At 63.5% G+C, this 24,056-nt stretch carries 22 protein-coding genes; 4 read left to right on the top strand and 18 right to left on the bottom strand.

What is annotated here, in order from left to right; translation table 11 throughout:
• Positions 1–65 precede the first annotated feature (65 nt).
• The 4 genes from QAZ47_RS08650 to xylF all read right to left on the bottom strand — a co-directional run bounded on the left by QAZ47_RS08650 (position 66) and on the right by xylF (position 5,344).
• A complete protein-coding gene (locus QAZ47_RS08650) occupies positions 66–1,691 on the bottom strand; it encodes a CHASE domain-containing protein (RefSeq protein ID WP_278232945.1) in 1,626 nt (541 codons plus the stop codon).
• 130 nt (positions 1,692–1,821) lie between these two features.
• Complete coding sequence (locus tag QAZ47_RS08645; protein WP_278206284.1) at positions 1,822–2,622, bottom strand: ATP-binding cassette domain-containing protein; 801 nt, start codon at positions 2,620–2,622, stop codon at positions 1,822–1,824.
• 72 nt (positions 2,623–2,694) lie between these two features.
• Positions 2,695–4,059 carry a sugar ABC transporter permease gene (locus QAZ47_RS08640; RefSeq protein WP_278206283.1) on the bottom strand — a complete coding sequence of 455 codons (1,365 nt, stop codon included), beginning with the start codon at positions 4,057–4,059 and terminating at the stop codon, positions 2,695–2,697.
• Between the two features lie 244 nt (positions 4,060–4,303).
• Complete coding sequence (gene xylF, locus QAZ47_RS08635; RefSeq protein ID WP_278232944.1) at positions 4,304–5,344, bottom strand: D-xylose ABC transporter substrate-binding protein; 1,041 nt, start codon at positions 5,342–5,344, stop codon at positions 4,304–4,306.
• Positions 5,345–5,703: 359 nt separating this feature from the next.
• Between xylF and QAZ47_RS08630 the strand changes: the two genes are divergently transcribed.
• On the top strand, positions 5,704–6,945 hold the full coding sequence (locus QAZ47_RS08630) for an ROK family transcriptional regulator (RefSeq protein WP_278232943.1): 1,242 nt from the start codon (positions 5,704–5,706) through the stop codon (positions 6,943–6,945).
• Between the two features lie 302 nt (positions 6,946–7,247).
• On the opposite strand, the gene phoB is transcribed toward QAZ47_RS08630, so the two are convergent.
• The 7 genes from phoB to QAZ47_RS08595 all read right to left on the bottom strand — a co-directional run bounded on the left by phoB (position 7,248) and on the right by QAZ47_RS08595 (position 16,471).
• Positions 7,248–7,937 carry a phosphate regulon transcriptional regulator PhoB gene (gene phoB / locus QAZ47_RS08625; RefSeq protein WP_010911896.1) on the bottom strand — a complete coding sequence of 230 codons (690 nt, stop codon included), beginning with the start codon at positions 7,935–7,937 and terminating at the stop codon, positions 7,248–7,250.
• Positions 7,938–7,956: 19 nt separating this feature from the next.
• Positions 7,957–8,664, bottom strand: a complete 708-nt coding sequence (gene phoU / locus QAZ47_RS08620) for a phosphate signaling complex protein PhoU (protein WP_128088863.1) — start codon at positions 8,662–8,664, stop codon at positions 7,957–7,959.
• Positions 8,665–8,682: 18 nt separating this feature from the next.
• Entirely contained in the window at positions 8,683–9,486 is an 804-nt protein-coding gene (gene pstB / locus QAZ47_RS08615) for a phosphate ABC transporter ATP-binding protein PstB (RefSeq protein WP_278232942.1), read from the bottom strand.
• Positions 9,483–10,334 (bottom strand): phosphate ABC transporter permease PstA, encoded by an 852-nt coding sequence (gene pstA / locus QAZ47_RS08610; protein ID WP_278232941.1) that lies wholly within the window; start codon positions 10,332–10,334, stop codon positions 9,483–9,485. The genes pstB and pstA overlap by 4 nt, the downstream gene beginning before the upstream one ends.
• A gap of 3 nt (positions 10,335–10,337) precedes the next feature.
• On the bottom strand, positions 10,338–11,324 hold the full coding sequence (gene pstC / locus QAZ47_RS08605; protein WP_278232940.1) for a phosphate ABC transporter permease subunit PstC: 987 nt from the start codon (positions 11,322–11,324) through the stop codon (positions 10,338–10,340).
• A gap of 66 nt (positions 11,325–11,390) precedes the next feature.
• Entirely contained in the window at positions 11,391–12,449 is a 1,059-nt protein-coding gene (pstS, locus tag QAZ47_RS08600) for a phosphate ABC transporter substrate-binding protein PstS (protein WP_278076345.1), read from the bottom strand.
• Positions 12,450–13,099: 650 nt separating this feature from the next.
• Positions 13,100–16,471 (bottom strand): response regulator, encoded by a 3,372-nt coding sequence (locus tag QAZ47_RS08595; RefSeq protein WP_278232939.1) that lies wholly within the window; start codon positions 16,469–16,471, stop codon positions 13,100–13,102.
• An 866-nt stretch (positions 16,472–17,337) separates the two neighbouring features.
• Here QAZ47_RS08595 and QAZ47_RS08590 point away from each other — a divergent pair.
• Positions 17,338–17,559: a hypothetical protein gene (locus QAZ47_RS08590; RefSeq protein WP_278206257.1), complete on the top strand. Its 222-nt coding sequence runs from the start codon at positions 17,338–17,340 to the stop codon at positions 17,557–17,559.
• Positions 17,560–17,783: 224 nt separating this feature from the next.
• Here QAZ47_RS08590 and QAZ47_RS08585 read toward each other — a convergent pair whose 3' ends face one another.
• From QAZ47_RS08585 to QAZ47_RS08570, 4 genes are all read right to left on the bottom strand, one after another.
• The gene (locus tag QAZ47_RS08585; RefSeq protein ID WP_278206255.1) at positions 17,784–18,152 is read right to left on the bottom strand and encodes a hypothetical protein; all 369 of its coding nucleotides are present in this window, start codon (positions 18,150–18,152) and stop codon (positions 17,784–17,786) included.
• Positions 18,153–18,504: 352 nt separating this feature from the next.
• Positions 18,505–19,338 (bottom strand): glutathione S-transferase family protein, encoded by an 834-nt coding sequence (locus QAZ47_RS08580; protein WP_278232938.1) that lies wholly within the window; start codon positions 19,336–19,338, stop codon positions 18,505–18,507.
• 22 nt (positions 19,339–19,360) lie between these two features.
• A complete protein-coding gene (locus tag QAZ47_RS08575) occupies positions 19,361–19,942 on the bottom strand; it encodes a VOC family protein (RefSeq protein ID WP_278206252.1) in 582 nt (193 codons plus the stop codon).
• Between the two features lie 304 nt (positions 19,943–20,246).
• Positions 20,247–20,747, bottom strand: a complete 501-nt coding sequence (locus QAZ47_RS08570; protein WP_278232937.1) for a helix-turn-helix transcriptional regulator — start codon at positions 20,745–20,747, stop codon at positions 20,247–20,249.
• Positions 20,748–20,819: 72 nt separating this feature from the next.
• Between QAZ47_RS08570 and QAZ47_RS08565 the strand changes: the two genes are divergently transcribed.
• Together QAZ47_RS08565 and QAZ47_RS08560 are read left to right on the top strand one after the other, a co-directional pair.
• Positions 20,820–21,902: an ATP-binding protein gene (locus QAZ47_RS08565; protein WP_278232936.1), complete on the top strand. Its 1,083-nt coding sequence runs from the start codon at positions 20,820–20,822 to the stop codon at positions 21,900–21,902.
• Positions 21,899–22,564 carry a response regulator transcription factor gene (locus QAZ47_RS08560; RefSeq protein WP_278232935.1) on the top strand — a complete coding sequence of 222 codons (666 nt, stop codon included), beginning with the start codon at positions 21,899–21,901 and terminating at the stop codon, positions 22,562–22,564. Before QAZ47_RS08565 ends, QAZ47_RS08560 begins: the two co-directional genes overlap by 4 nt.
• Positions 22,565–22,765: 201 nt before the next feature.
• On the opposite strand, the gene QAZ47_RS08555 is transcribed toward QAZ47_RS08560, so the two are convergent.
• The 3 genes from QAZ47_RS08555 to QAZ47_RS08545 form a co-directional block, all read right to left on the bottom strand.
• Positions 22,766–22,966, bottom strand: a complete 201-nt coding sequence (locus QAZ47_RS08555; protein WP_278232934.1) for a hypothetical protein — start codon at positions 22,964–22,966, stop codon at positions 22,766–22,768.
• 158 nt (positions 22,967–23,124) lie between these two features.
• Positions 23,125–23,547, bottom strand: coding sequence for a large conductance mechanosensitive channel protein MscL (gene mscL / locus QAZ47_RS08550; protein WP_278206246.1), 423 nt, complete (start codon positions 23,545–23,547; stop codon positions 23,125–23,127).
• 140 nt (positions 23,548–23,687) lie between these two features.
• On the bottom strand, positions 23,688–24,029 hold the full coding sequence (locus QAZ47_RS08545) for a DUF2853 family protein (RefSeq protein WP_278232933.1): 342 nt from the start codon (positions 24,027–24,029) through the stop codon (positions 23,688–23,690).
• Positions 24,030–24,056: the final 27 nt, after the last annotated feature.

Here is a 24,056-nt window from a genome sequence, read left to right as displayed (position 1 = left end):
GCCGGTCTGCCGGCCTCCATTTCTTTGCCTGGGGACATGGCCGCCCGCTGGCATAGCGGCGCCGTTCAACTCGTCAGCGGAATCCTTATTTCCACCTTCAGCCCGTCGGCCTGAAAATCGCGCTTGATCGTGCCGCGCAGTTCGCGCGTGACGTTGAGATCGATCAGCTTGGTGCCGAAACCGGTTTTTGCCGGCTCTTCCAGCTGTTTTTGTCCTGCCTCCCGCCAGTTGAGCACCAGCGTCCGTTCGCGGCCGCGCCCTTCGACCAACCACTCGACTTTCAAGGCGCCAACCGAGCTGCCTGCCTCGCCATATTTGAGCGCATTGGTGGCAAGCTCGTGGAAGGTCAAACCGAGCGCCTGCGTGGTCGTCTCGTCAAGCAGCACCTCCGGCCCAGACAAGATGCCTGCCGGTAGCTCCTTGCCGAACACCTGCCCGAGCTCGATGCGCAGCAGGTCGCCAAGATCCGCCTTCTGCCAGCGCGAGCGTGTCAGCATGTCCTGCGAAGCAGCCATCGCCTGCAGACGGGCCGAGAAAGATGCGGAGAATTCCTTCACGTCGGTGGCCTGGGATGCCGTCTGCCGCGCGATCGCCAAAACCCTGGTGATCGAATTCTTGATGCGATGCTTCATCTCCTGCAGGATCAGGTCCTTCTCCAGCAGGCTCTTCTCCGTCGCCTCATGCAGCAGCGACTTCGCCTCATAGGCACGCTCCTGATAGCGGGCCACCAGGGCGATCGCCCCGGCAAGCAGCAGGCCGAACAGCCCGAGCATCACCGGAATGGCGCGCGACGAAGGCAGCGAGAAAGCGCTCGTCGGCCTAAACAGGACGGTCCAGGGTCGGCCGGCGACGACGACATTCCGCCGCGCCACAAGCTTCGCACCCAGGGACTCGGCCGGCGGCGCTTCCGACCGGAACAAGAGATTGTCGGCATTAGGCTTGCCGTCATAGATCTCGACATTGACCGGCAGCAGCGGCGCCTTGCTGAGCGCCACCTGGAACAAGTCGCGCGAGCGGAAGGCGGCATAGAGAAAGCCCGCGGTCGAGGACCGGCTGGCATTGATCACGTCCGGCGCCGTTTCCACGTTCAGCCGCACGAAGACCAGGAAACCCGGAAAGGTCTGCTTCGCGCCAACGCCCTGGCCGAGTTGGATAAGCCCGCTCGCATGCTGCTGGTCGTCGGCCATGGCCTTCTCGATCGCCGTCCGCCGCGCCGGCTCGCTGAACATGTCGAAGCCGATGGCCGACTGGTTGGACGTATCGAGCGGCTCGAAAAGCACGATCGGCGTTCGCCATTGCTGCTCGCTGGTGGCCGGATAGACAGGATGCGCCGAACCGTGATCGCGCAGGATGTCGCGCTCGACCGCTGCCTCGTCGCCGGTCTTGACCAGCTTCAGGAAGCCGATGCCGCGCAGGCCGGCGAAATTGTCGTCGATGTCGAGTGCGGTGAAGAAGGCGTTGAACTCGCCGCGCGTGATGTCGCCGTTGCGGGCGTCGAACAGCGCCTGCGTCGAGCGCAGCAGCGACAGGTGCAGGTCGATGCGGCTCTCGATGCGGTTGAGCGCGTCGTCGGCCGTTCCCTCGAACTTGATGCGCGCCGCCTCCTGGGTCGCGAAATAGGCGAACCCCGCCATCGTCAGGCTGATCAGTGCGACGGCGATGAAAGCGACGATCGGAAAGAGCTTTTTCAACGCAGGATGCGGCCCCTCGATGGTTGACCACCTTTATGGGCAAGTCTCCGCGCCAACACAATGGCGAAGCCAATCCATCACGGCCGCTGGCACATCACCTAAACGTAAATTAGCCAGCTAACTTATTGTCTTAGGCCGCGATCTTCAGCGCTCCGGGACCCGGAATGGCGCCCGGCGGGCACTTGCCCAAAATGATCATGCCGAGCACCTCGTCCTGGGTCACGTCGCCGGTGCGCGCCGTGCCGACGACCTGGCCGTTCTTCATCACGCAGACCCTGTCTGCCAGATCGAACACGTCATGGATGTCGTGGCTGATCAGGAAGATGCCGATGCCGTCCGCCTTGAGCTGCCGCACCAGTTCGCCGACCTGGGCCGTCTCCTGGGGACCAAGCGCGGCTGTCGGCTCGTCCATGATCAGGATGCGGGCGTTGAACAGGATCGCGCGGGCGATCGCCACCGACTGCCTCTGCCCGCCGGACAGCTTGATCACCGGCTCCTTGAAGCGCTGGAAGCGCGGATTGAGCCGGCCCATCACCTTGCGCGCCTCGGCCTCCATGGCGACGTCGTCGAGCGTGCCCCAGGCGGTCATCAGCTCGCGGCCGAGGAAAAGATTGGCGGCGGCATCGACATTGTCGGCAAGCGCCAGCGTCTGGTAGATCGTCTCGATGCCGTATCTCTTGGCATCGCGCGGATTGGAGATCGATGCGTCTTCGCCGTTGACGAAGATCTGCCCGGCATCGCGCTTGTAGGCGCCGGACAGGATCTTGATCAGCGTCGACTTGCCCGCGCCGTTGTGGCCAAGCAGCGCCACCACTTCGCCGGGGAAGAGATCGATGGAGGCGTCGTCGACGGCGCGGATGCCGCCGAAGGCGATCGAGATGTTGCGCATGTCGACCAGCGGGACGCCGGCGGAAGCATTCTTGTCTGCCATGGTCTCCTCCCTAGTAGTAACCTTTGAGCATGATCATTTCCGCAAACCGGTTTCCACTTTGCGGGATCATGCTCAGACGCGCTTGCGGTAGATGGTGTCGAGCCAGACCGCGACGACCAGCACGGCGCCGACGACGATGCTTTGCAGCGGCGAGTCGACGCCGAGCAGCACCATGCCGGACTGCAGCGACTGCATCAAAAGCGCGCCGAGCATGGCGCCGAGCACGGTTCCCGAGCCGCCGGCAAGCGAGGTGCCGCCGATCACCGCCGCGGCGATGACCAGGAGCTCGTCCAGGGTGCCCAGCGCATTGGTCGACGAATTCTGCCTGGCCGACGAGATCGCCGCCGCGATCGTTGCCAGCACGCCCATGATCATGAACACCTTCATGGTGATCCAGCGGGTGTTGATGCCGGCAAGGTTCGCCGCTTCCGGATTGCCGCCGATGGCGAAGACATAACGGCCGAAGCGGGTGCGCTTGGTGATGAAGGTCATGATCAGGCCGACCGCGACCGCCATCAGCACCGGAATGGCGATGCCGTGGGCGATGAACAACCCGCCTTCTGGAACGGTGATGTTGTTGGCGGCGGCGTATCGGTTCACGATGCCGACCGGCCAGGGATAGGAATTGGCCAGCCACACCGCGCCCATGATGATCGCGCAGGCGACCGCGCCGAGCAGCGTCTCGGCCCAGATCGGCCGCAGCGGGAAACGGAAGCGCTTGCGCTGCACCCGGCCGTGGAAAAGCGCAAACACCACCGCCAGGCAGGCGACGACGCCCACCACCCAGCTCCATCTGGCGCCGATCGAGCCGGCCGGCCCGCCGCCCATCAGCTGGTAGGTGGCGTCGAGCGGCGCGACCGTCTGGCCGCTGGTGACCCACCAGGCGGCGCCGCGCCACACCAGCAGCCCGCCCAGCGTCACGATGAAGGCCGGCACCTCGAGATAGGCGATGACGAAGCCCTGGAAGGCCCCGATCAGCAGGCCGAGCGCCAGGCCGATGGCCAGCGCCAGCACCCAGATCCACGGATTGCCGAGCTCGAGCCCGACCATCCGCACCAGGAAATGCACCTGGGCAAAGCCCATGACCATGCCGATCAGCCCCTCGGCCGAGCCGACGGAGAGGTCGATGTTGCGCATGACGATGACCAGCACCATGCCGGACGCCATGATCGCCACGGCCGAGGTCTGCACCGACAGGTTCCACAGATTGCGCGGCGTAAGGAACGTGCGGCTGTCGAAATCGAGCGGATTGACGCCGAGCCGCAGGCTCGAAATGACGTGCAGGCCGATCCAGATGATCAGCAGGGCGCCGACCATGCCGAGCATGCGGGTGTCGAGTTCGGTCGCCTTGAGGAAACGGCCGATCGCGCTGAGTTCGGAAGCACGTGCGCGATCCGCCGCCGGGTTGGCCGCCGTCTCAGAGGTCGTATCGGTCATGATCTCCTCCCACCGGCTGCCCTCTGACTCGGATGCCGGACCACAAATGCTAGGGCAACTCCAGGAAAAGTGTGTAATCCGTCCGGAATTGCTTGGAAACAAATGGCTGGGGCGGTTCGACGATTCTGCCAGACGATGAACCGCTCCACCGGCTTTCCCGTATCATTTGAAGCAGGAAGCCCTTTTTTGAGAAACGCCGCGGCTTTGGGCCGCGGCGTCAGGATTTGAATAAACGTCGGCCGGATCAATTGCAGACTGCGACCGCGCCAGCCGCGACGCCGGCGCAGACTTCGTCCTTCTTGATCCAGCCTGCGTCGATGACGACGTTGAGATTGTCCTTGGTGATGGCGATCGGGGTCAGGAACAGCGACTTGACGGTGTTGCCGCCAGGCGTGGTGAAGTCCTGGGCGCCGGCGATGTCGGCCATCTTCTTGCCGTCGGCGAGCTGCGAGGCGATCTCGGCGGCGTTCTTGCCGAGCTCGCGGGCGTCCTTCCACACCGACACGGTCTGCGTGCCGAGGGCGATGCGGTTGAGCGCCGCGTGGTCGCCGTCCTGGCCCGAGACCGGAACGGTGCCGGCCAGGCCTTGCGCCGTCAGCGCCGCGACGACGCCGCCGGCAGTACCGTCATTGGCCGCCACGACAGCATCAACCTTGTTGTCGTTGGCGGTCAGGAACTGTTCCATGTTCTTCTGCGCATTGGCGGGCAGCCAGCCGTCCGTATAGGCCTCTCCGACATTCTTGATCTTGCCGCTGTCGATGGCTTCCTTCAGCACTTCCATCGAGCCCGCGAACAGGAAATCCGCATTCGGATCGGCACCCGAGCCCTTGATGAAGACGTAGTTGCCTTCAGGCTTGGCCTTGAACACCTCGCGGGCCTGCATGCGCCCGACTTCCTTGTTGTCGAAGGTCAGGTAGAACACGTCCTTGTTCTCGATCAGGCGATCGTAGCCGACGACCGGAATGCCCTCGTCGAGCGCCTTCTGCACCGCCGGGCCGATCGCCGAGGCATCCTGCGCCAGGATGATCAGCGCGTTTGCGCCCTGCGAGATCAGGCTTTCGACGTCGGTCAGCTGCTTGCCCGGATTGGACTGCGCGTCGGCCGAAATGTATTTGTCGCCGGCCGCCTCGATCGCCTTCTTCATCGCCGCTTCGTCGGTCTTCCAGCGCTCTTCCTGGAAATTCGACCACGAAACGCCGATCACCTTGTCCTTCGCCTCTGCGACCGACGCCAGCGTCAACGACATGGCGACACCCGCCAGCATGGCGGTTGCGAATCTCTTCATGATTTCCTCCCTGCGCCCTTGCGGCGCGACCCAGACTGGCCCGAAGGCCGGTAACAGAGGCTTTTTTTCGAGCCTCGAAAAAACACTGATCCAACGCCGAAGCACTGTCAACTGCGATTCTGATGGTTTTTGAGGTGCCACGAACTTTTTTTCGAGACCCGCAATAAATAATGACAGCTCTGGCCGCTTCTGCCACTATCCTGAAAACAGTTGCACAGGAAGCGCGGAGCCGCTGCCGTCGGAACTGAATGAAACAAAATCTAGAGCGGGTTCGGTGGTGTATCCGCAACCGAACCGATCTGGCGCGTCGCCGACGGCCCATGCATTATCAAGAGGCCGCGCTGACCGGGAGGAGAAAAATGTCGGTCGGAATCCGCCACGACGACCTGCGCCGGCGCAACCGCGCCATGGTGCTCTCGGCCGTGCGCCGCGCCGGCCAGCCGTCGCGTACGGAGATCGCCGCGACCACCGGGCTCAGCCACTCGACCATTTCGGCAATTTCCTCGGACCTGATCCAGGAAGGCATCCTGGCCGAGAGCAAACCGAGCGAGGCGGCATCGCTGAAGCGCGGCCGGCCGCAGGTCGGCCTCGCCCTCAATCCCGAGGCGGCTGCGGTGGTGACGGTGGTGCTGTCGCTGAATTTCCTTTCCGTCGCCGTCATCGACTATGCCGGGCAGGTCATCGCCGAGGAGCAGCGGCGCCTCGATACGCTGACCATGCCGCGCGACGAGCTGATCGGCGAATGCGTGGCGATCGTCCGGCGCCGGCTGGAAGACCCTGACCTCGATGTCCGCAGCGTCGCCCGCATCGCCATGGGCATCCAGGGCATCACCGATTCCCATGCGCGGGCAATGCTGTGGTCGCCGATCACGCCTTTGACCGACATCCCTTTCGCCGACATCCTGGAAAAGGAATTCGGCATCACGGCCACCATGGAGAACGACTGCAACATGATGGCGGTGGCGCTGCAATGGCGCGACCCCAACCGCTATCGCGACAACTTCATTGCTATCCTGCTGTCGCACGGCATCGGCATGGGCCTGGTGCTGAAGGGCGAGCTTTTCACCGGCACGCATTCTTCCGGCGGCGAGTTCGGCCACATGATCCATCGTCCAGGCGGCGCGCTCTGCCGTTGCGGACGCCGCGGCTGCGTCGAGGCGTATGCCGGGAACTACGCCATCTGGCGCAGCGCCATGAAGATGAGCGAGGACGCCGAGCCGGTCGACGTCGGCGACGCCGACATGCGGGCGCTTGCCGCCAAGGCGCGGGAGAAGGACGGCCCGGAGCGCGAGGCATACCGGCGGGCGGGCGAGGCGTTGGGCTTCAGCCTCGGCAGCCTGTTCGCGCTGATAGACCCGGCGCCGGTTGCCATGGTCGGCGTCAGCGCCGCCGCTTTCGACCTGATCGAGCCGTCGCTGCGCGAGGCCATCGCCCAGACCGCCGGTGGCCAGCACTCGGAATCGATCTCCTTCGACACCGAGCCGAACGAACTGCCGCTGATCCGCGAAGGCTGCGCCATGCGCGCACTGACCTTCGTCGACCAGGAGATTTTCGCCCCGGGCGTCCAGGCAAGGGCAGGCGCCGGGAAGAATGTGGCCTGAGCGGCTTTCCGAATCGCCGGAGATTAGCGAAGGCCTTTTGAGCTTTCGTCATTCCAGGGCGGAGCAGGAGCGAAGCTCCGTCGCGAAGACCCTGGAATCCATGCCGTCACCTTGATCGAAATGCGCAGCGGAGCAGAATTCTGCACCGCAGTGCCGCGTCGACGTCACGGAATGGATCCTCGGGTCTGCGCCGCGTCGCTTCGCTCCTTGCTCCGCCCGTGGATGACGAAGCACGAGCGTCTCAGCTACTCACCAACGCATGCGATCCGGTAGCGGACGCGTCAATTCCACGAACGGTGCGCCTAATCCTCGCGGATTGCGTATCCCGCGCCGCGGATGGTGCGGATGACATCGGGCATGCGGCCGTTGTTGACCGCCTTGCGCAGGCGCCCGACATGCACGTCGACCGTGCGCTCGTCGATATAGATCGTCTCGCCCCAGACATTGTCGAGCAACTGGCTGCGCGAGAACACCCGGCCGGGATGCCGCATCATGAACTCGAGCAGCCGGAACTCGGTCGGACCGAGCCTGATCTCGCTCTTCTTGCGGTAGACGCGGTGCGATTCGCGGTCGAGCACGATGTCGCCGACCTTGAGCACGCTGGAAAGCACCTCCGGCTTGGCGCGGCGCAACAGCGCCTTGACCCTGGCCATGAATTCCGGCGTCGAGAACGGCTTGACCAGATAGTCGTCGGCGCCCGTCGAGAGGCCGCGCACCCTGTCGCTTTCCTCGCCGCGCGCCGTCAGCATGATGATCGGCAGCCGTTCGGTCTCGGGCCGCATCCTGAGGCGGCGGCAAAGCTCGATGCCGGAAACCGCCGGCACCATCCAGTCGAGCACTAGGAGATCGGGCACGTTCTCCTGCAGGCGGATCTCGGCCTCGTCGCCGCGGGTGACCACCTCGACCTGATAGCCTTCGGATTCGAGGTTATAGCGGAGCAGCACCCCCAGCGGCTCCTCGTCCTCCACCACCATGATGCGTGGCGCGATCATTTAGCAGGTACCTTCGTTGTCAGGCCGCCGGCGCCGACATCGCCGTCTCGTCCTGCTTCGGACGGTTCGCGGGCAATTGGGTGCCGGTCAGCACATAATAGGCATTCTCGGCGATGTTGGTGACGTGGTCGCCGATGCGCTCCAGATTCTTGGCGCAGAACAGGAGATGCGTGCAGGCCGTGATGTTGCGCGGATCCTCCATCATGTAGGTCAGGAGCTCGCGGAAGACGGAGGTGTATTTGACGTCGATGCGCTCGTCGTCGTTCCGGAGCTTGGCGAGCGCCGTGGCGTCGCCCGCCGTGTACTCCTCGATCACGCCCTGGACCTGGATCAGCACCAGCTGCGCCATCGAGTCGATCGAGTGCGACAGGTCGCGCGGCGCGGCGCTGACGCCGACGGAGCCGACGCGCTTGGCGATGTTCTTGGCGAGATCGCCGATGCGCTCGAGGTCGCCAGCCATGCGGATCGCGCCGACCACGCTGCGCAGGTCGTCGGCCATCGGCTGGCGCTTGGCGATCAAGGTGATGGCGCGATCGTCGAGCTCGCGCTGGCGCGCGTCCATGATGGCGTCGTCGGAGACCACGCGCTGCGCCAGCGCGTTGTCGGAATTGAGCAGGGCCTTGGTCGACGCGCCGACCATCGAGCCGGCGAGATCGCCCATGTCACGGATAAGCTGGCTGATCTGCCTCAGATCCTCGTCGAAGGAAGCGACCGTATGGGCCATGATTATGTCCTCGTATGAAACTCAGCCGAAGCGGCCGGTGATATAGTCCTGCGTGCGCTTCTCGCGAGGCGAGGTGAAGATCTTCTCCGTCCGGTCGAACTCGACCAGCTCGCCGAGATACATGAACGCCGTCTGCCGCGACACGCGCGCTGCCTGCTGCATGTTGTGGGTGACGATCACGATCGTGTAGTCGGCCTGCAGCTCGTCGATCAGCTCTTCGATCTTGGCGGTCGACAGCGGGTCGAGCGCCGAGGCCGGCTCGTCGAGCAGGATGACCTCCGGCTTCACCGCCACGGTGCGGGCGATGCAAAGCCGCTGCTGCTGGCCGCCGGAAAGGCTCTGGCCGCTGGCGTTGAGCTTGTCCTTGACCTCGCCCCAGAGCGCCGCGCGCTTCAGCGCCGACTCGACGCGGTTGTCCATCTCGGCCTTGCTGATCTTCTCGTACAGCCTGACGCCGAAGGCGATGTTCTCGTAGATCGACATCGGGAACGGCGTCGGCTTCTGGAACACCATGCCGATCTTGGTCCTGAGCAGGTTGAGGTCCTGCGAGCGGTCGAGGATGTTCTTGCCGTCGAGCAGCACCTGGCCTTCCGCGCTCTGCTTCGGGTAGAGCTCGTAGATGCGGTTCAGCACGCGCAGCAGAGTCGATTTCCCGCAGCCCGACGGCCCGATGAAAGCGGTGACGCTGCGCTCGGGCAGCGACAGGTTGATGTCCTTCAGCGCCTTCGACTGGCCATAGTAGAAGTTGAGGTTCTTGACCTCGATCTTGGCCTTCTCGACGGCCGTGTCGGCTACGTTAAGGTCGGTGGACAACATCGGTTTCATCTGTCCTCTCTGCGTCCGGTAAGGCTGCGGGCGAAGATGCTCAGCCCGAGAACCGTCAGGGTTATTATGAGTGCGCCCGTCCAGGCCAGTTGCTGCCATTCCTCATAGGGGCTGAGCGCAAATTGGAAGATGGTCACCGGCAGGCTGGCCATCGGCGCGTTGAGATTGCTCGACCAGAACTGGTTGTTGAGAGCGGTGAAGAGCAGCGGCGCCGTCTCGCCGGAGATGCGGGCGATCGCCAGCAATATGCCGGTGACGATGCCGGAAAGCGCCGCGCGATAGGCGACCGAGCGGATCACCACCCAGCGCGGCGCGCCGATGGCGGTGCCGGCTTCGCGCAAAGCGTTGGGCACAAGGTTGAGCATGTCTTCGGTGGTGCGCACCACGACGGGGATCACCAGGATCGACAGCGCGACGGCGCCGGCTATCGCCGAGAAATGGCCCATCGGCCGCACCATCAGCTCATAGACGAACAGGCCGACGATGATCGACGGCGCCGACAAGAGGATGTCGTTGATGAAACGCACCACCGTGGTGAGCCGCGAGAAGCGCCCGTACTCCGCCATATAGGTCCCGGCGAGCACGCCGATGGGCGTGCCAACGACGATGCCGATGATGGTCATGATGATGCTGCCATAGATGGCGTTGAGCAGGCCGCCGGCGTCGCCGGGCGGCGGCGTCATTTCCGTGAACACCGCCAGCGAGACGCCGGAGAGCCCCTTGTAGGCCAGCGCTCCAAGGATCAGCGCCAGCCAGGCGAGGCCAATGCCCGCCGCGACGACGCATAGCGCCATCATCACGGCATTCTTGCGCTTGCGGCTTTGGTGGAGCGATGCGGCGGTCGACATCGGTCAGGCTCCCGTGCGGCTATCGATGCGCAACAGCATGTAGCGTGCGAGCGCGAGGATGATGAAGGTGATGATGAACAGGATCAGGCCGAGCGCCACCAGCGACGACGTATAAAGCTCGCCGTCCGCCTCGGTGAATTCGTTGGCGATGGTGGCCGAGATCGTCGTGCCCGGCGCGAACAGCGAGGCGCTGATGCGGTGCGCGTTGCCGATGACGAAGGTGACCGCCATCGTCTCGCCGAGCGCGCGGCCGAGGCCGAGCATGACGCCGCCCATGATGCCGACGCGGGTGTAGGGAATGGTCACGCGCCGGGTCACTTCCCAGGTCGTGCAGCCGATTCCGTAGGCCGATTCCTTCAGCACCGCCGGCACCGTGTCGAACACGTCCTTGGTGATCGAGGTGATGAACGGCAGCACCATGATGGCGAGGATGAGCGACGACGTCAGCAGGCCGATACCGTAGGGCGGACCGGCAAACAGGCTGGAGAGCCCCGGTATGCCGTGAAAAATGTCGATGATGAAGGGCTGTATCGTCGTCTGCAGGAACGGCGCGAACACGAACAGGCCCCAGATGCCGTAGATGATCGAGGGAATGCCGGCGAGCAGCTCGACCGCGATGCCGATCGGGCGCCTGAGCGGGCGCGGACAGAGCTCGGTCAGGAAGACGGCAATGCCGATGCCGATCGGAACGGCGATGATGATGGCGATGGCCGAGGTGACGATGGTGCCATAGATGGGTGCAAGGGCGCCGAAATTCTCGGTGACCGGGTTCCACGCCTCCGTCGTCAGGAAGGAGAAGCCGAACTTCGACAGCGCCTCCCACGAGCCGGCGAACAGCGAGATCGCGACGCCGCCAAGAATGACCAGCACGAGAATGGCGGAAGCGCGCGTGGCCGCCCGGAAGACCATGTCGGTGAAGGCGAAGCGGCGCACCGTCGCTTCTCTGGTCCGCATGGCAGACGATGTCACGGCTTCGGAAACGGCACTCATCGAGCCCCTCGCATTTCAAAAGGTAGACAGGAGGGCGCCGGAAGCGCCCTCCTCATTCCGTAGGAATTACATGCCGGAATAGAGCGGCTTGCCGTTGCTGTCGACGATGTCCTTGCCCCACATTTCCTCGACGCTCTTCACGACCTTGTCGGGCATCGGAACGTAGTCGAGCTCGGCGGCCATCTTGTCGCCCTTGGCATAAGACCAGGCGAAGAACTTGAGCGCTTCGGTCGTGGCCGCCGCATCGTCGGGCTTCTGATAGACGAGGATCCAGGTCGCTGCGGTCATCGGCCACGACTCCGCGCCCGGCTGGTTGGCGAGGATGACGCCATAGCCTGGCTGCGAGCTCCAGTCGGCGTTGGCCGCGGCGGCCGAGAACGCCTTCCCGGTCGGCGCGACCTTCTTGCCGTCCTTGTTGACCATGTCGGCATAGGTGAGCTTGTTCTGCTTGGCATAGGCGTATTCGACATAGCCGATGGCACCGCCGGTCTGCGAGACGTTGTTGGCAACGCCTTCATTGCCCTTGGCGCCGATGCCCACCGGCCACTCAACTGCCTTGTCGACACCGACCTTTGCCTTCCAGTCCGCGCTCACGTCGCCGAGATAGTATGTGAAGTTGAACGTGGTGCCCGAGCCGTCGGAACGGTGGACGACCGCGATCGCTTGGTCGGGCAGCTTGATCTTGGGGTTGAGCTTCTTGATCGCCGCGTCGTTCCAGTTGGTGATCTTGCCCATGAAGATGTCGGCCAGCGTCGGGCCATCCAGAACCAACTCGCCCGGCTTGACGCCTTCGAGGTTGACGACCGGAACGATGCCGCCCATCACCATCGGGAACTGTGCAAGGCCGGTCGACTTGAGATCGTCGCCGCCGAGCGGCGCATCGGAAGCGCCGAAGGTCACGGTCTTGGCTTTGATCTGCTTGATGCCGCCGCCGGAACCGATCGACTGATAGTTGAGCCCGATGCCGGTTTCCTTTTTGTAGGCGTCGGCCCACTTGGCATAGATCGGATAGGGGAAGGTGGCGCCGGCACCCGAGATGTCCGCGGCCCAAGCGGCGGACAGGGTGAGCGTGGACGCCGTAGCCATTGCAATCGCAACGGCCGCCGAGCGGATGAAATGTCTCATGTGGCCTGCTCCTGTTCGGAATATGGTCTCTTGGCACCGCCTTCTGACGGCGCCCGGTGAGCGCAATAGCCCTCGATTATTACAGTTGGATGACAGTTTCGTGTCAGCCGCGTAACGTCCGAACAGGGATGTCTGGAGAGGCCCGCGGCGGCCTTCGCGGACCAGCCGGAGTTTGCCGCCGGAATCAGTAACTTGTCTGACTTTTGATTAAAAAATATCCCGGCGGCCGAAATATCGGCCGCCGGGAAATAAAATCCGGACGAGAGCGCGTTGCTCGAATGCCAGAGCGGATCATGGCATAGCCATCGCCGAAAACAGGTCCGTTGGGGTAGAGTCGACGCTGTTCCTTGCCGGCGGTCGCTGCTCCCGCCCGTAACCGAGGGGCGGAATCGACAAGGAGCATTGTCTTGGCTTGGCCTCCGCTTTGGTATGGTGCGATCACACCATACGTCCGCGTCAAGCGATCAGACGGCCCGCTGGCGGAAGCGCGCCGGCGGTCGACCGGGTAGAAAAAAGCTCCAGCCGCCGCGCATTTTCCTTGATTTGCTTCCAGACCAATTCCAGGAAAAGTGTGAGCGGTTCTCCGCCCGGAATTGCGTAAAAACAAAGAGTTAGAGCGGTTCGGCGTTTCCGTGAAACGATGAACCGATCTAGCCGGCGCTGCGACGGACCTCGGCGCCTGGACCGAGCCATCTTTCGAGCTTCTCGAGCAGCGCCTTCGGGCTGATCGGCTTCGGCAGGTAATCATCCATGCCGGCTTCCAGGCAGCGTTCGCGGTCCCCTTTCAGCGCGTGCGCGGTGACGCCGACGATCGGCACATGCGTGCCCGTCTCCTCCTCAAGCTTGCGGATGGCCGCGGTCGCCTCCAGACCGCTCATCTCCGGCATCGACACGTCCATGAGGATCATGCGCGGGTTGAGCTTGCCGAAAGCCTCGAGCGCCTTGCGGCCGTTGGCGACGATCTCGAAATGATAGCCGGTCTCGCTAAGGATCTGCGTGAACACCAGCTGGTTCACCTCGTTGTCCTCGGCGACGAGTATGTCGAGCCCGCTCTCCACGCCGGCCGGGCGCGGACGGGCCCGCGCCGGTGGCGGCTGCAGCAGGACGCGATCCGACGCCGCCGCTTGTGCCGTCGACGCCCGCGGCGCGCCGGGCGCCGATCCGACGCCGCCTGCCAAAGGCGCGTGGATGGCCGTCGTGCTGTGGCGATGGCGCTGGATGGTGGCGACCAGCGTCTCCAAGAGGATGGACGAGCGCGCAGGCTTGATGAGCTGCGCATCGATGCCGAGATCGCGGTAGGCGGCGCTGGCGAGCGACTGGTCGACCGAGGTCAGCATGATGATCGGTGTGCGGGCGAGGCCGGCGGTGTTGCGCACGATGCGCGCCATTTCGGCGCCGGTCATGCCCGGCATCTGGTAGTCGAGCACGACGCAATCGACGGCCACGCCGTAGGCGGCGGCGGCAATCAGCACCTTCAGTCCCTCGGCGCCGCTTTCAGCCGCGCAGGAATCGAAGGTCCACGAGGCCATCTGCTCGCTGAGGATCGACCGGTTGACGGCATTGTCGTCGACGATCAGCACGCGCGCGCCGGTCACGTCGACCGGCATGATCCGCTGCCCGCTTTGCGCGGCCCGCGGCAGCGTCACGGTGAACCAGAAGGTCGAGCCCTTGCCCTCGGCGCTGTCGACGCCGATCTCGCCGCCCATCAGCTCGACCAGCCGCGAGGTGATGGCAAGGCCGAGCCCGGTGCCCTCATGCCGTCTTGTCGAGGAGGTGTCGACCTGGCTGAACTTCTCGAACACCAGCTTCAGCTTGTCCTCGGGAATGCCTATGCCCGTGTCGGTGATCGAGATGGTGAGCCTGGTGCCGGCCGGCACCCGCTCGCCGGTGACGTCGACCAGCACGTGGCCCTCGTCGGTGAATTTCACCGCGTTGCCGAGAAGGTTGGTGACGATCTGCCGGATGCGGCCGACATCGCCGACGAACTGCCCGTCGAGCCCGGGCTGGACGCGGACGATGAGCTCGAGATCCTTCTCCTTGGCGCGCGTCGAAACCAGCGTCGCCACATCCTCGATCGCCTCGGCGAGATTGAAGGGCGCCGGGTCCAGCACGAGCTGGCCGGCGTCGATCTTGGAGAAGTCGAGGATGTCGTTGATGATGGTGAGCAGGGCGTTGCCGGATTTGACGATGATGTCGGTGAACGTCTTCTGCTTCGAATCGAGGTCCGATTTGGCGAGCAGTTCGGCCATGCCGAGCACGCCGTTCATCGGCGTGCGGATTTCGTGGCTCATATTTGCCAGGAATTCCGACTTGGCGCGATCGGCGAGCACGGCACGCTGGCGTGCCTCTCTGAGCTCCGCCTCGCGCTGTTTCAGTTCCGTTATGTCCGTGGTCGACCCGATCAGATAGAGCGAGCCGTCGGACGCGATCATCGCGCCCTTGCGCGCGAACTGGTGGCGCACGCTGCCGTCGGGCAGCGTCACCTTCTCCTCAACCTCCTGCGTCTCTCCGGTACGCAGCACCGCGAGGTCGCCCGCCACGAAGGCCTCGCCGTCGGCGCCGAATATCTCGACATCGGTCTTGCCGATCGCCTCTTCCTTGCTGAAGCCGGTGAGGTCGCACCAGCCCTTGTTGACGTAGAATTGCCTCAGATCCGAGCGCTTGGCGTAGATCGACACGGGCACGTTGTCGATGAGGCTGCGGAACACCTCGTTCTCGCGCATGCTTTCCTTGAGCGCCCGCTCGCGCGCCTTGACGTCGGTGATGTCGGTGCTGGAGCCGACAAGATGCACCGACCCGTCGGTGGCGACGAGGCGGCTCTTGCGCGTCATCAGCTGCCGCACCGTGCCGTCGCGATGGGTGACGGGTTCCTCCACCTCGCGCCCCTTGCCGGTGGCGACGACCTCGGTGTCGTCGTGGCTATAGCTTTCGGCGTCCTCGGCGCCGAAAAGCTGGCGGTCTGTCTTGCCGATGACGTCTTCCTTGGGAATGCCGGTCAGCGCGCACCAGGCCTTGTTGACGAACTCGATCGAGAGGTCCTCGGCCTTGATGAAGGCGGCCACAGGCAGTTCGTCCATCACATGCCGGTAGAGATCGATCTGCTGCATCGAGTCGCGCAGCGCCTTCTCGCGGGTCTTGATGCCGGTGATGTCGACGCGCACGCCGATGAACGTGCCGTCGTCGGTGCGCATGTCGTATACTTGGTACCAGCGCCCGTCGGGATTGAGGCGCTCGTAGGACGAATTGGGCAAACGGTAGCGCCTGAGCATTGCGTCGAGCCAGCGTTCGGTATCGACGCCGTAGAGGCTGTCGATCTCACTGTCGCCGCTCGACCGGAAATAGCCCACGGAATGGCCGAGCGCCAATGCCTCGCGAAAGGTGCGGCCTGGCTGCCAGGCCGGCTTCAGCGCCGGCAGCGTATCCTGCAGCTTGCGATTGGCGAAGACGAACCGGTCGTCGCGGTCATAGATGATGACGCCGGCCGGCAGCGACTCCAGCACGGTAGCGAGGTTCTTGCGCGCATCCTCGGCCTCGGTCTCGCGATGCTTCATGTCGGTGATGTCGACATAGGAGATCAATCGCTTGCCGCCGGCAAGCGGCGCCAAGGAAGCGATCAGCGTGCGGCCGTCATTGCGCGGCAGCTGCCTGGAGCCGGCAATGCCCGCCCGGATTTCCGCCTCGCGCTCAGCGATGTGGCGCTGCCAGGCGGCCTGGTCGGCGCCGTAGGGATCGGCGTCGCGGCTCGCTTCCATCAGCTCGCGGAAGCCGCAGCCGACCGCGGCGCGAAGCGGATCGATCTGCCAGAAATCATAGAAGGCGCGGTTGATGATCTCCGCCCTGAGATCGGCATCGAGGACGATGACGCCGATCGGCATCGAATCGACCATCAGGCGAAGATTGGTAAGCGCTTCCGAAGCCGCTGCCGCGTGCTGCGTTGCGGCGAATATCTCGTTTCCGCCCGCAATTGCCCTTTGAGAATCACGCGCGTCGCCCGCCCCGACCGTCCCGTCCGAATCCGCCATTCCTACCCCCAAGGCCGAACCTCGCCAGTTCGTCGGCGGAATGTGCCCGACAAGCATTAACGATCCGCTAACCTTAACGATTCGCAACCGACCACGCCCGGTGCCGTTAACGCGTGTCGCCCAAAACCATGCGGCGGCTTTGAGCGACATGCGCGAAACAAAACGCCTCGCCTCACTCCGTTTCAGGGCGACGCGCCTCGGTAGGACGCTGGTCCCATGCCCGATGCGGTAATCCGTCCATTGGCGGACCCACCGCTGCCGGGCTATAAAATCGGCGGGGGTATTGCTGATGCTTGGTCGAATGCTGACTTTTGTTCTCTGCCCGGCGCTGCTGGCGGCAAGCGGCTGCACGCGCAGCGACGACGGCACGGTTATCATTCCAAGCCGGATGGACGTCAGGCGCATTTGGGACAAGGCCCCGCCAGGGACAACCGCCACGCGGCAGATTGCGTCCGACGTATTTCCTCTGCCGCCGAGCGCCCCTGCCAGCCCGTCCAGCCCAAGGCATTTCAGGCCGGCTTCGACAAGGCCGTCCTTTCAGCCGGATTCGCCCGATGCGCCCTCCCAGCCGGAGAAGGCGCTCACATGCAGGAATGTCAGCGAGCCCGGCAAGCGCTATCGTGTCGTCTGCGACTAAATCCCACTTTCGCTCTTTTGAAGCCGACTTTAGGGCCTGATGTAGATCCCTTGTCCGACTGGTGCGCAGCCCCGCCTGCCGTACGATAGAAACATCGCTTTCCATCTCAGTTTGAGGAGTCCCGCGCCTTCGGTCGCGGCAGGGCCCGAATGCGACCGCGATCACAGACTGCTGATGAAACTTTCGGCTAGCATTTGACGTTATCGGCGCAACGCAAGGGAGACTGAAGATGTCTGTTCACTTCACCGTCTCTGGCCTGACCAGGAACCTGATCCATTCGCTTGGACTGGATCACGAGCGGGCGCCGAGGCATCTGACGCCTGAGCAAAATCTGCTGCTGGAATGCTATCTGGCCGGGCAAATTCCGGAATCGGCGTGGAGCGACTATGTCTTCGAGATGCCCGAACTGGAAAAGCACCTGACCGATCGGCGCAGCCGCAATCCGACGTGATACGGTTTCGTCCCGGAGCAATTCTAAAGCGCGTCGCGATCCTTCGGATTCGCTCCATGCGCTTTTAGGTTTTTGATTTTACGCATGTCTTTGCCCCGAAACCGGTTTCCACTTTCGGGGGACATGCTTCGGAAAAGTGTGTAACGGTCTTCCGGTCGGGATTGCGTCTAAACAATAGTTCGAGCCGATCGGCAAATTCCACCGACCGCTGAACTGCTTGAGCCTTACTTCTTCGGCGAATTGAACTGAAGTGTGAAGACGTTGCCGGCAATTCCTTGCGCCAGGGCCGGCGAGAAGCTGAGCGGCAGGCAATTGCGCAAGGCGGCCGTCGCCGCGTCGACATAGGCCTGGCGCGCCTTGTCATCGCCGCTGACCTTGATAGCCGTTGGCTTCGGCGGGCCGATCAGCGTGCCGTCGCGCTTGAAGCTGAAGCTCAAGGTGACCGAGGAGTTTTCGGAGTTGGCAGGCGGGGTCCAGCACGCCTGCAGGGCGACGCCGACCTCGTTCATGGTGTTGAGCGACGCGGCATTCGCCGGAAGGGCCAGCACCAGCAGCGCGCCGACAATCGCCGAATATCCTGCCATGCCTCTCATCGCTAGTCCTCCTCGCTTTCGCCAGTTCGCCTGACGGCATGGTACGATCAACGAGGAGGATGACAATAGGATTTCGACCCGGCCGGCCCCTGCAAAATCGCCAAGATCATGCTGTGGTGATCCGGGCACGGCCGTCGCCGGAAAAGCAAAAGGCCGGCGCTGAGCCGACCTTTCCTTCGCCTCGGCACTCGCGCCAGTACATCCGTGGTCGCGGCGAGGACCGAGACACTAGACAGGGCTTTGGTTAACGAATCCCTAACTCCGCGGTTTTCTTGGTGCATGTCGCCCATAAGTGTGCGGCGGTTTTGGGAAGACAACATGCGTTACTTGGATCCGTTCGACGCGTCGCGCTTTAAGCCGTGGCCTGCGTCTTCACATGGGCGATATAGCCGCGCACGTCGCCGGCCGGCTCTGCATAGGCCTTGCCGAGCTTCTTCTCGATCGCGGCCATATAGTCCTTCGCCCATCTGGGCAGCGCGTAGTCGATGACGGCCAGGAACTCGAGCGTCGCCGCCAGACGGATGTCGGCGATCGACGGATTGTTGCCGCCGATGAACGGCTTGCCGTCCCTGAAGAAGCTGTGAAACACCTCCAGCGGCTCGGCGATCGCTGCGGCGGCTGCCTTCTGCGCCTCCGATTTCTTGTCGGGATGGGCGTCGCTGTGGCCGACCTCGCCGGCATACTGCGGAAAGCCGAGCGCCGGATAGGTGGCTCTAGCCACATAGGGATAGAGCGTGCCGACCAGATAGAACATGGCGCTGTCGATCATCGCGCGCTTTGCCGGCGCTTTCGGATAGAATTTCTCCAGCCCGTGCTTGTTGGCGAGATACTGCATGATGGCGCAGCTTTCCCAAAGCACGCCGCGCGGCAGCCCCTTGTCCTCGATCATCGGCGTCAGATGCGCCGGATTGCGCGCCAGGAATTCGGGCGTGCGCGTCAGGCCCCAGGCGTCGGTCTCGGCATGGTCGAGCCCGGCCGCGCGCGTGAACACCCGGACCGTCATGTTGTTGACGCTCGGCCGCAGCATGCTGAGCTTGACCGCGGTTTTCTTGGCCGGCTTCGCCTTGGCTTTAGGCGCGGCCTTGGCCGTCGCTTTGGGCGCGGCCTTGGCCGAAACCTTGGCGGCGGTCGTTGCCTTTGCCTTCACCGTGGCCTTCCTTGTTCCCTTTGTGGCTGCCTTTGCCATCTTGGTCCTCCCTCCGACCTGTTCAGTATGGATTCTTCGCCGCCCGGTCCTCGGACAACGTCTCGCGCGACCGCTCGATCAGCGCCTGGATGGCGTCGGCAAGGTGCACCTCGGCGATATTGTAGTCGCCGCGCGCGACGCGGATCTTGTGCGCCGCCATCAGCACGTCGGCATGGCCGAAACCGGCCGGCGGCTCGAAGCGGTAGGAGGCAAGCTCGATCAGCAGGCCGAGCGGATCCTCGAAATAGATCGAATCCATGAAGCCGCGATCCTTGACGCCGCTGTGCTTGATGCCGCGCTCGTCGAGCCGGGCGACCGCTTGCAGGAAGGTCACCCGCGACACCGAGAACGCGATGTGGTGGACGCAGCCGATATCGGTCGGCGTGCGCCGCTTCACCGGGCTGCGGCTCTCATCGGTGAAGACGGTGATCAGCCGGCCATCGCCCGGATCGAAATAGAGGTGGCTTTCGCTCGCCTTGTCGAGATTGGGCTGTTCGAAGATGAAGGGCATGCCGAGCACGCCTTCCCAGAAATCGATCGAGGTTCGGCGATCGGCGCCGACCAGCGTGATGTGATGGACGCCTTGCGATTGCAGTTTCTGCATTGGCTCCTCCCGGCCACGCATGGCCTCTGCCGCCGGATGCGTTTCGGATGCCAGTCGCGCTTGGATCAGCGCTCGGCATTTGATCGCCGCCCCGGCTTCGCTTCCCTGCGCTGCGCTTGCCGCATCTTCTTGGATTGCGGCCGGAGCTTTGATCACCAGATGCTAATTCAATCCGAGGCGTTGCGCCAGAAGAGCCGTCGCTTCAAGGGCGCTACGCCGGCTCGCTAACGGAATGCGGAAACGGGGGACGGCTGGCAACGTGGAACCGAGATTGCCGGCGAATTTTCCGCGTGATCTCGATCGCTCAGGTCAAGATCCAGGCCACCGGCCTGCTGGTATTGGTCAACATATCGCGCGCTCCGGCGGAGAGATCGGGCGAAATGGTATCCAGGGGTACATCCAGGATGCGTGCGATGGTCTTGAGGGTCTTGGTGGAGGCTGTCTTTCCACTGCGCTCTATCTGCGACAGCATGCTGGGCGTTATTCCCGCCTGAGCCGCGAGTTGCCTTCCGCTCAGGCCGCGCAGTACCCTGACGGCGCGAACCGGATTCTCGCCGCCGGCGATTTTGTCCAACACGCGCTTGGGCAGCGAGCCGTTGCCGGCAAGATCGCCAAGGTCGGTCAGGCTTGCCAACGCCGTCCGCTTGAGCACGCGGAACTGGGATTCCGGCAACACGACCATGCGCTCCCGGGCGCCTGGATGCTTGATGAATTGGACGTTGAGCTTCATATCGGCTTCCGATCTAGCCCCTTCGTTTGGGAAAGACATCTGGCGAAAGTCAGGGACGATGATGACGAAAGTCATATTCGTTTGCGGCCGGTTCGGGCTTACGTCAAAGTGGACGGGCCGTGTCTTGTGGCTGGTTTGTGGGAACGAATGATCGACCTCGGCACAGAATTACTGCCGGCCGCGCAAGCCGATGTCATAGGGCTCGCCGTTGTGCGGGCCGACAGAACGGTTCAACAGAAAGTGGGACATCTCGTCGAGTGGCTTCCCGCCATCGGTGCGGACTGCTGCCTGTGCCCGCTGCTGGTCGGGATGGAGGCCGAAATGGCCGCGCTTTCGGAAGGACGCCGCGACCTGATCGCCTTGTCGGGCGTGCGAGCGGAACTGCCGGGGCTCGATCGTCCGGTCACGGCGGTCGTCTTGTGGAACAGCGATCAATCGCACTACGTCGTGATTGCGATGCCCGACTTCACGGCGCGCCAGGCCGAGATCATGTTCGAAAGCGAACGGCGGGCCCGACGCCTGATGGAGCAGCAGCTCGAAGCGGCCAACTCCGAGGTGCGCTTTGCCTCGCTTGCGCGAACACGGCTTCGCCTGGCACGCGACCTCCACGACACGCTCGTGCATTCGATCATCGCCTTGCTGACGCAGATCCGCCTGACGCGGCATTTTCTGGCGACCGATCCTGCCCGCGTTTCGGAGGGACTCGCGATTGCCGAGGAAGCGGCGATCAACGGCCTGGCGCGGGCGCGCGATGCCATCGCACGGCTCAGGATGCCCGACGAGCTAGAGCTGGGCTCGGATGTCGAGGGAATGCTCTCGGACTTCGCGCGTCAGACCGGCGCCGAGGTCTCCGTGAATATCGATGATGGAGCCCGCGTCGGGCTGCAGGAGCACGCGACGACGGTTCAGCGCATCGTTGGCGAGGCTTTGCGCAACATCGAGGCGCACGCGAAGGCGCGGCAGGTCCGGTTTGATGCTGTCGTGGAGGGGACTGGAGCCGGTGGTAGGCTCCTCGTCGATATCCGGGACGACGGACGCGGTTTTGACCGCGCCACTTCCAGGCCGGGGCATTTCGGGCTGATCGGCATGGCCGAGTTCGCCGAGCTTGCCGGGGGAGAATGCACGGTGGAAAGCTCGCCTGGGGCGGGCACACTGGTTCGAATATCGCTTCCCTTGACCGCGCCGGCGATGAAGTCCGGGCATGGAGCCGCAGGGGCCTCGAAAAGATGACCGACCCGCACCGTCAACCCGAAAGCATACGCGTGCTGATCGCCGAGGATCAGACCTTGATCCGGGAAGGCCTTGCCACGCTTCTCGGACAGCAGAACGACGACTTTGAAATCGTCGGCGGCGCCGCCGACGGCGAGCAGGCGATCGAGTTTGCGCGCCGATATCGGCCGGATGTCATTTTGATGGATCTGCAAATGCCGCGTGTCGATGGCGTCACGGCAACACAGCGGATCCTGCGCGAGTTTCCAGGGACCAGCATCGTCGTCCTGACCACTTTCGAGACCAACGACCTGATTTTCGAAGCCGTCAGCGCGGGAGCCAGAGCATATCTTTTGAAGGACGCCAGGATCGACGAGATCGCGACGACGATCCGCACGGTGGCGAAGGGCCAATCCGCGCTCTCGCCGGGCGTTGCCGCGCGAATTCTCGAAGAGTTCAAGCGTTTACGCCCACGGCACGCGCCGGCCAGCGCGTCGGTTCGCGACGACCTGACCGCGCGTGAGAACGAAATCCTCAAGCTGATCATCGAAGGCAAGAGCAATGGCGAAATCGGCGTGCAACTGCATTTGGCCGAGGGTACGATCAAGAATTACGTGAGCACGATCCTGGAAAAGTGCGGGGCCAAGAACCGGACGGAACTGGCCATAAAAACAATAACCTGAACCAGCCTACGGGATGATCGTGCATTGCGCCGTCACAGTCTTGTCCCGTGTTGGCGTGATGCGGTCGCCTGAAAAAGAGGCCCGCGGCTTCGGGGTGAGGGGAGCCGCGGGCAGTCTGGTTGCCCGAGTTCCTGCTCTTCGCGGCAGGTCGCGGAAAGACGGAGGCAGCAGGGGCCTCTTCACAAATTCGGTTCTCGCCGGTTACCTCTTTGCCCGATTGCGCGCTTCCGTTTCGCGAAGCGCCGGGATGGTCAGAACCATTTCGGCGCTGCCGATCGGCGGTCTCGGCGTGAGCAGGGCCACGAGCGCATCGAGCTGCTCGCCGTCCATCTCGGCCAACTGGCCTTTGACGACCCGCATGGTGTCGTCGAGCCTTGTGAGCAATTCTGCAACGATCTTCATTTCCTGAAGCCCTGCCGCATGGGTTCGAGCGGGGCGCCCGAGCGGCGGAACGCAGTGCTGGAGGTGGCCGCGAAGGCTTGCGGAACGAGAAAGGGCGCGGCTCAGTCAGGCGCCGGACAGCGGCCGGACCTAGTCCGGCCGCTGTGAATAGCACGGGGCTATTTTCTCGCGAGCAGGTCGCGGATTTCAGTCAGAAGCTGCACGTCGGCGGGCGGCGGGGCTGCGGCAGCGGCCGGTTTTTGGCCTTCAAGGCGCTTGCGCAGATTGTTCACCATCTTGACCATCAGGAAGATGATGAAGGCAAGGATCAGGAAGTTCAGCACCACGGTGATGAAGCTGCCATAGGCGAAAACGGCGCCCTCTTTCTTGGCATCGGCCAGCGTGGCCGAGTGGACGTTCGAGGACAGTCCAAAGAAATAGTTGTTGAAGTCCAGCCCGCCGAAGATCGCGCCGACGATCGGCATGATGATGTCGTTGACCAGCGAATCGACGATCTTGGAGAAGGCCGCGCCGATGATGACGCCGACGGCCAGGTCCATCACATTGCCCTTGGAAATGAATTCCTGGAATTCCTTCAGCATCCCCATCTCCTTTTAAAGCGCGTCGCGCCGAAGCGGATTCAGGCGCCGCACTTTAAGTCTTTGTTTTGATGCATGTCGTTTTCCCAAAACCGCTGCGCACGTTCGGGCGACATGCATTAACCCATTCGCCTGGTTGCGTGTCAGGCGTATACGCTCTCGCGCCTGAAATGCTTGACGAGCAGATAGTAGAAGACGACGCGATGTTTGTTGCGATTGGTCCGGCCGTACTGGTCGATGACCTTGGCGAGTCCCGCGTCCAGGGCCGCATCGGCCGCCAGTCCCAGCCTCTCGACGAGAAAGTTCTTCTTGACCCGTTCCATCTCCTCCTTGTCCGAGGCCGAAACCGTGGACGCATCCTTGTCGTAGATCGCCGGGCCGCAGCCCTTCGTGACCTTTGTCAAAAGATCCATATCCGCCGTAAGGCCGCACTTCACCTTCAGGTCCGCCGCATATTTGCTGATCAGTTCGTCTTGCTTGCTCACACGCTTGTCCTCTCATCTCGGGCGCGG

The organism is Mesorhizobium sp. WSM4904 (assembly GCF_029674545.1).
Lineage (GTDB): Bacteria > Pseudomonadota > Alphaproteobacteria > Rhizobiales > Rhizobiaceae > Mesorhizobium.
The sequence above is the reverse complement of the archived record's forward strand: the minus strand, read 5'-3'. Positions and strand labels throughout refer to the sequence as shown.

Bases quoted from the DNA above. Each gene is read 5' to 3' on its own strand.
- QAZ47_RS08575 (WP_278206252.1), bottom strand. From the start codon at position 19,942: ATGCAGAAACTGCAATCGCAAGGCGTCCATCACATCACGCTGGTCGGC.
- pstC (WP_278232940.1), bottom strand. From the start codon at position 11,324: ATGAGTGCCGTTTCCGAAGCCGTGACATCGTCTGCCATGCGGACCAGA.
- QAZ47_RS08630 (WP_278232943.1), top strand. From the start codon at position 5,704: ATGTCGGTCGGAATCCGCCACGACGACCTGCGCCGGCGCAACCGCGCC.
- QAZ47_RS08590 (WP_278206257.1), top strand. From the start codon at position 17,338: ATGTCTGTTCACTTCACCGTCTCTGGCCTGACCAGGAACCTGATCCAT.
- QAZ47_RS08645 (WP_278206284.1), bottom strand. From the start codon at position 2,622: ATGGCAGACAAGAATGCTTCCGCCGGCGTCCCGCTGGTCGACATGCGC.
- QAZ47_RS08580 (WP_278232938.1), bottom strand. From the start codon at position 19,338: ATGGCAAAGGCAGCCACAAAGGGAACAAGGAAGGCCACGGTGAAGGCA.
- QAZ47_RS08565 (WP_278232936.1), top strand. From the start codon at position 20,820: ATGATCGACCTCGGCACAGAATTACTGCCGGCCGCGCAAGCCGATGTC.
- pstB (WP_278232942.1), bottom strand. From the start codon at position 9,486: ATGAAACCGATGTTGTCCACCGACCTTAACGTAGCCGACACGGCCGTC.
- QAZ47_RS08595 (WP_278232939.1), bottom strand. From the start codon at position 16,471: ATGGCGGATTCGGACGGGACGGTCGGGGCGGGCGACGCGCGTGATTCT.
- QAZ47_RS08560 (WP_278232935.1), top strand. From the start codon at position 21,899: ATGACCGACCCGCACCGTCAACCCGAAAGCATACGCGTGCTGATCGCC.
- pstS (WP_278076345.1), bottom strand. From the start codon at position 12,449: ATGAGACATTTCATCCGCTCGGCGGCCGTTGCGATTGCAATGGCTACG.
- QAZ47_RS08585 (WP_278206255.1), bottom strand. From the start codon at position 18,152: ATGAGAGGCATGGCAGGATATTCGGCGATTGTCGGCGCGCTGCTGGTG.
- QAZ47_RS08640 (WP_278206283.1), bottom strand. From the start codon at position 4,059: ATGACCGATACGACCTCTGAGACGGCGGCCAACCCGGCGGCGGATCGC.
- QAZ47_RS08555 (WP_278232934.1), bottom strand. From the start codon at position 22,966: ATGAAGATCGTTGCAGAATTGCTCACAAGGCTCGACGACACCATGCGG.
- phoB (WP_010911896.1), bottom strand. From the start codon at position 7,937: ATGATCGCGCCACGCATCATGGTGGTGGAGGACGAGGAGCCGCTGGGG.
- pstA (WP_278232941.1), bottom strand. From the start codon at position 10,334: ATGTCGACCGCCGCATCGCTCCACCAAAGCCGCAAGCGCAAGAATGCC.
- mscL (WP_278206246.1), bottom strand. From the start codon at position 23,547: ATGCTGAAGGAATTCCAGGAATTCATTTCCAAGGGCAATGTGATGGAC.
- QAZ47_RS08570 (WP_278232937.1), bottom strand. From the start codon at position 20,747: ATGACTTTCGTCATCATCGTCCCTGACTTTCGCCAGATGTCTTTCCCA.
- xylF (WP_278232944.1), bottom strand. From the start codon at position 5,344: ATGAAGAGATTCGCAACCGCCATGCTGGCGGGTGTCGCCATGTCGTTG.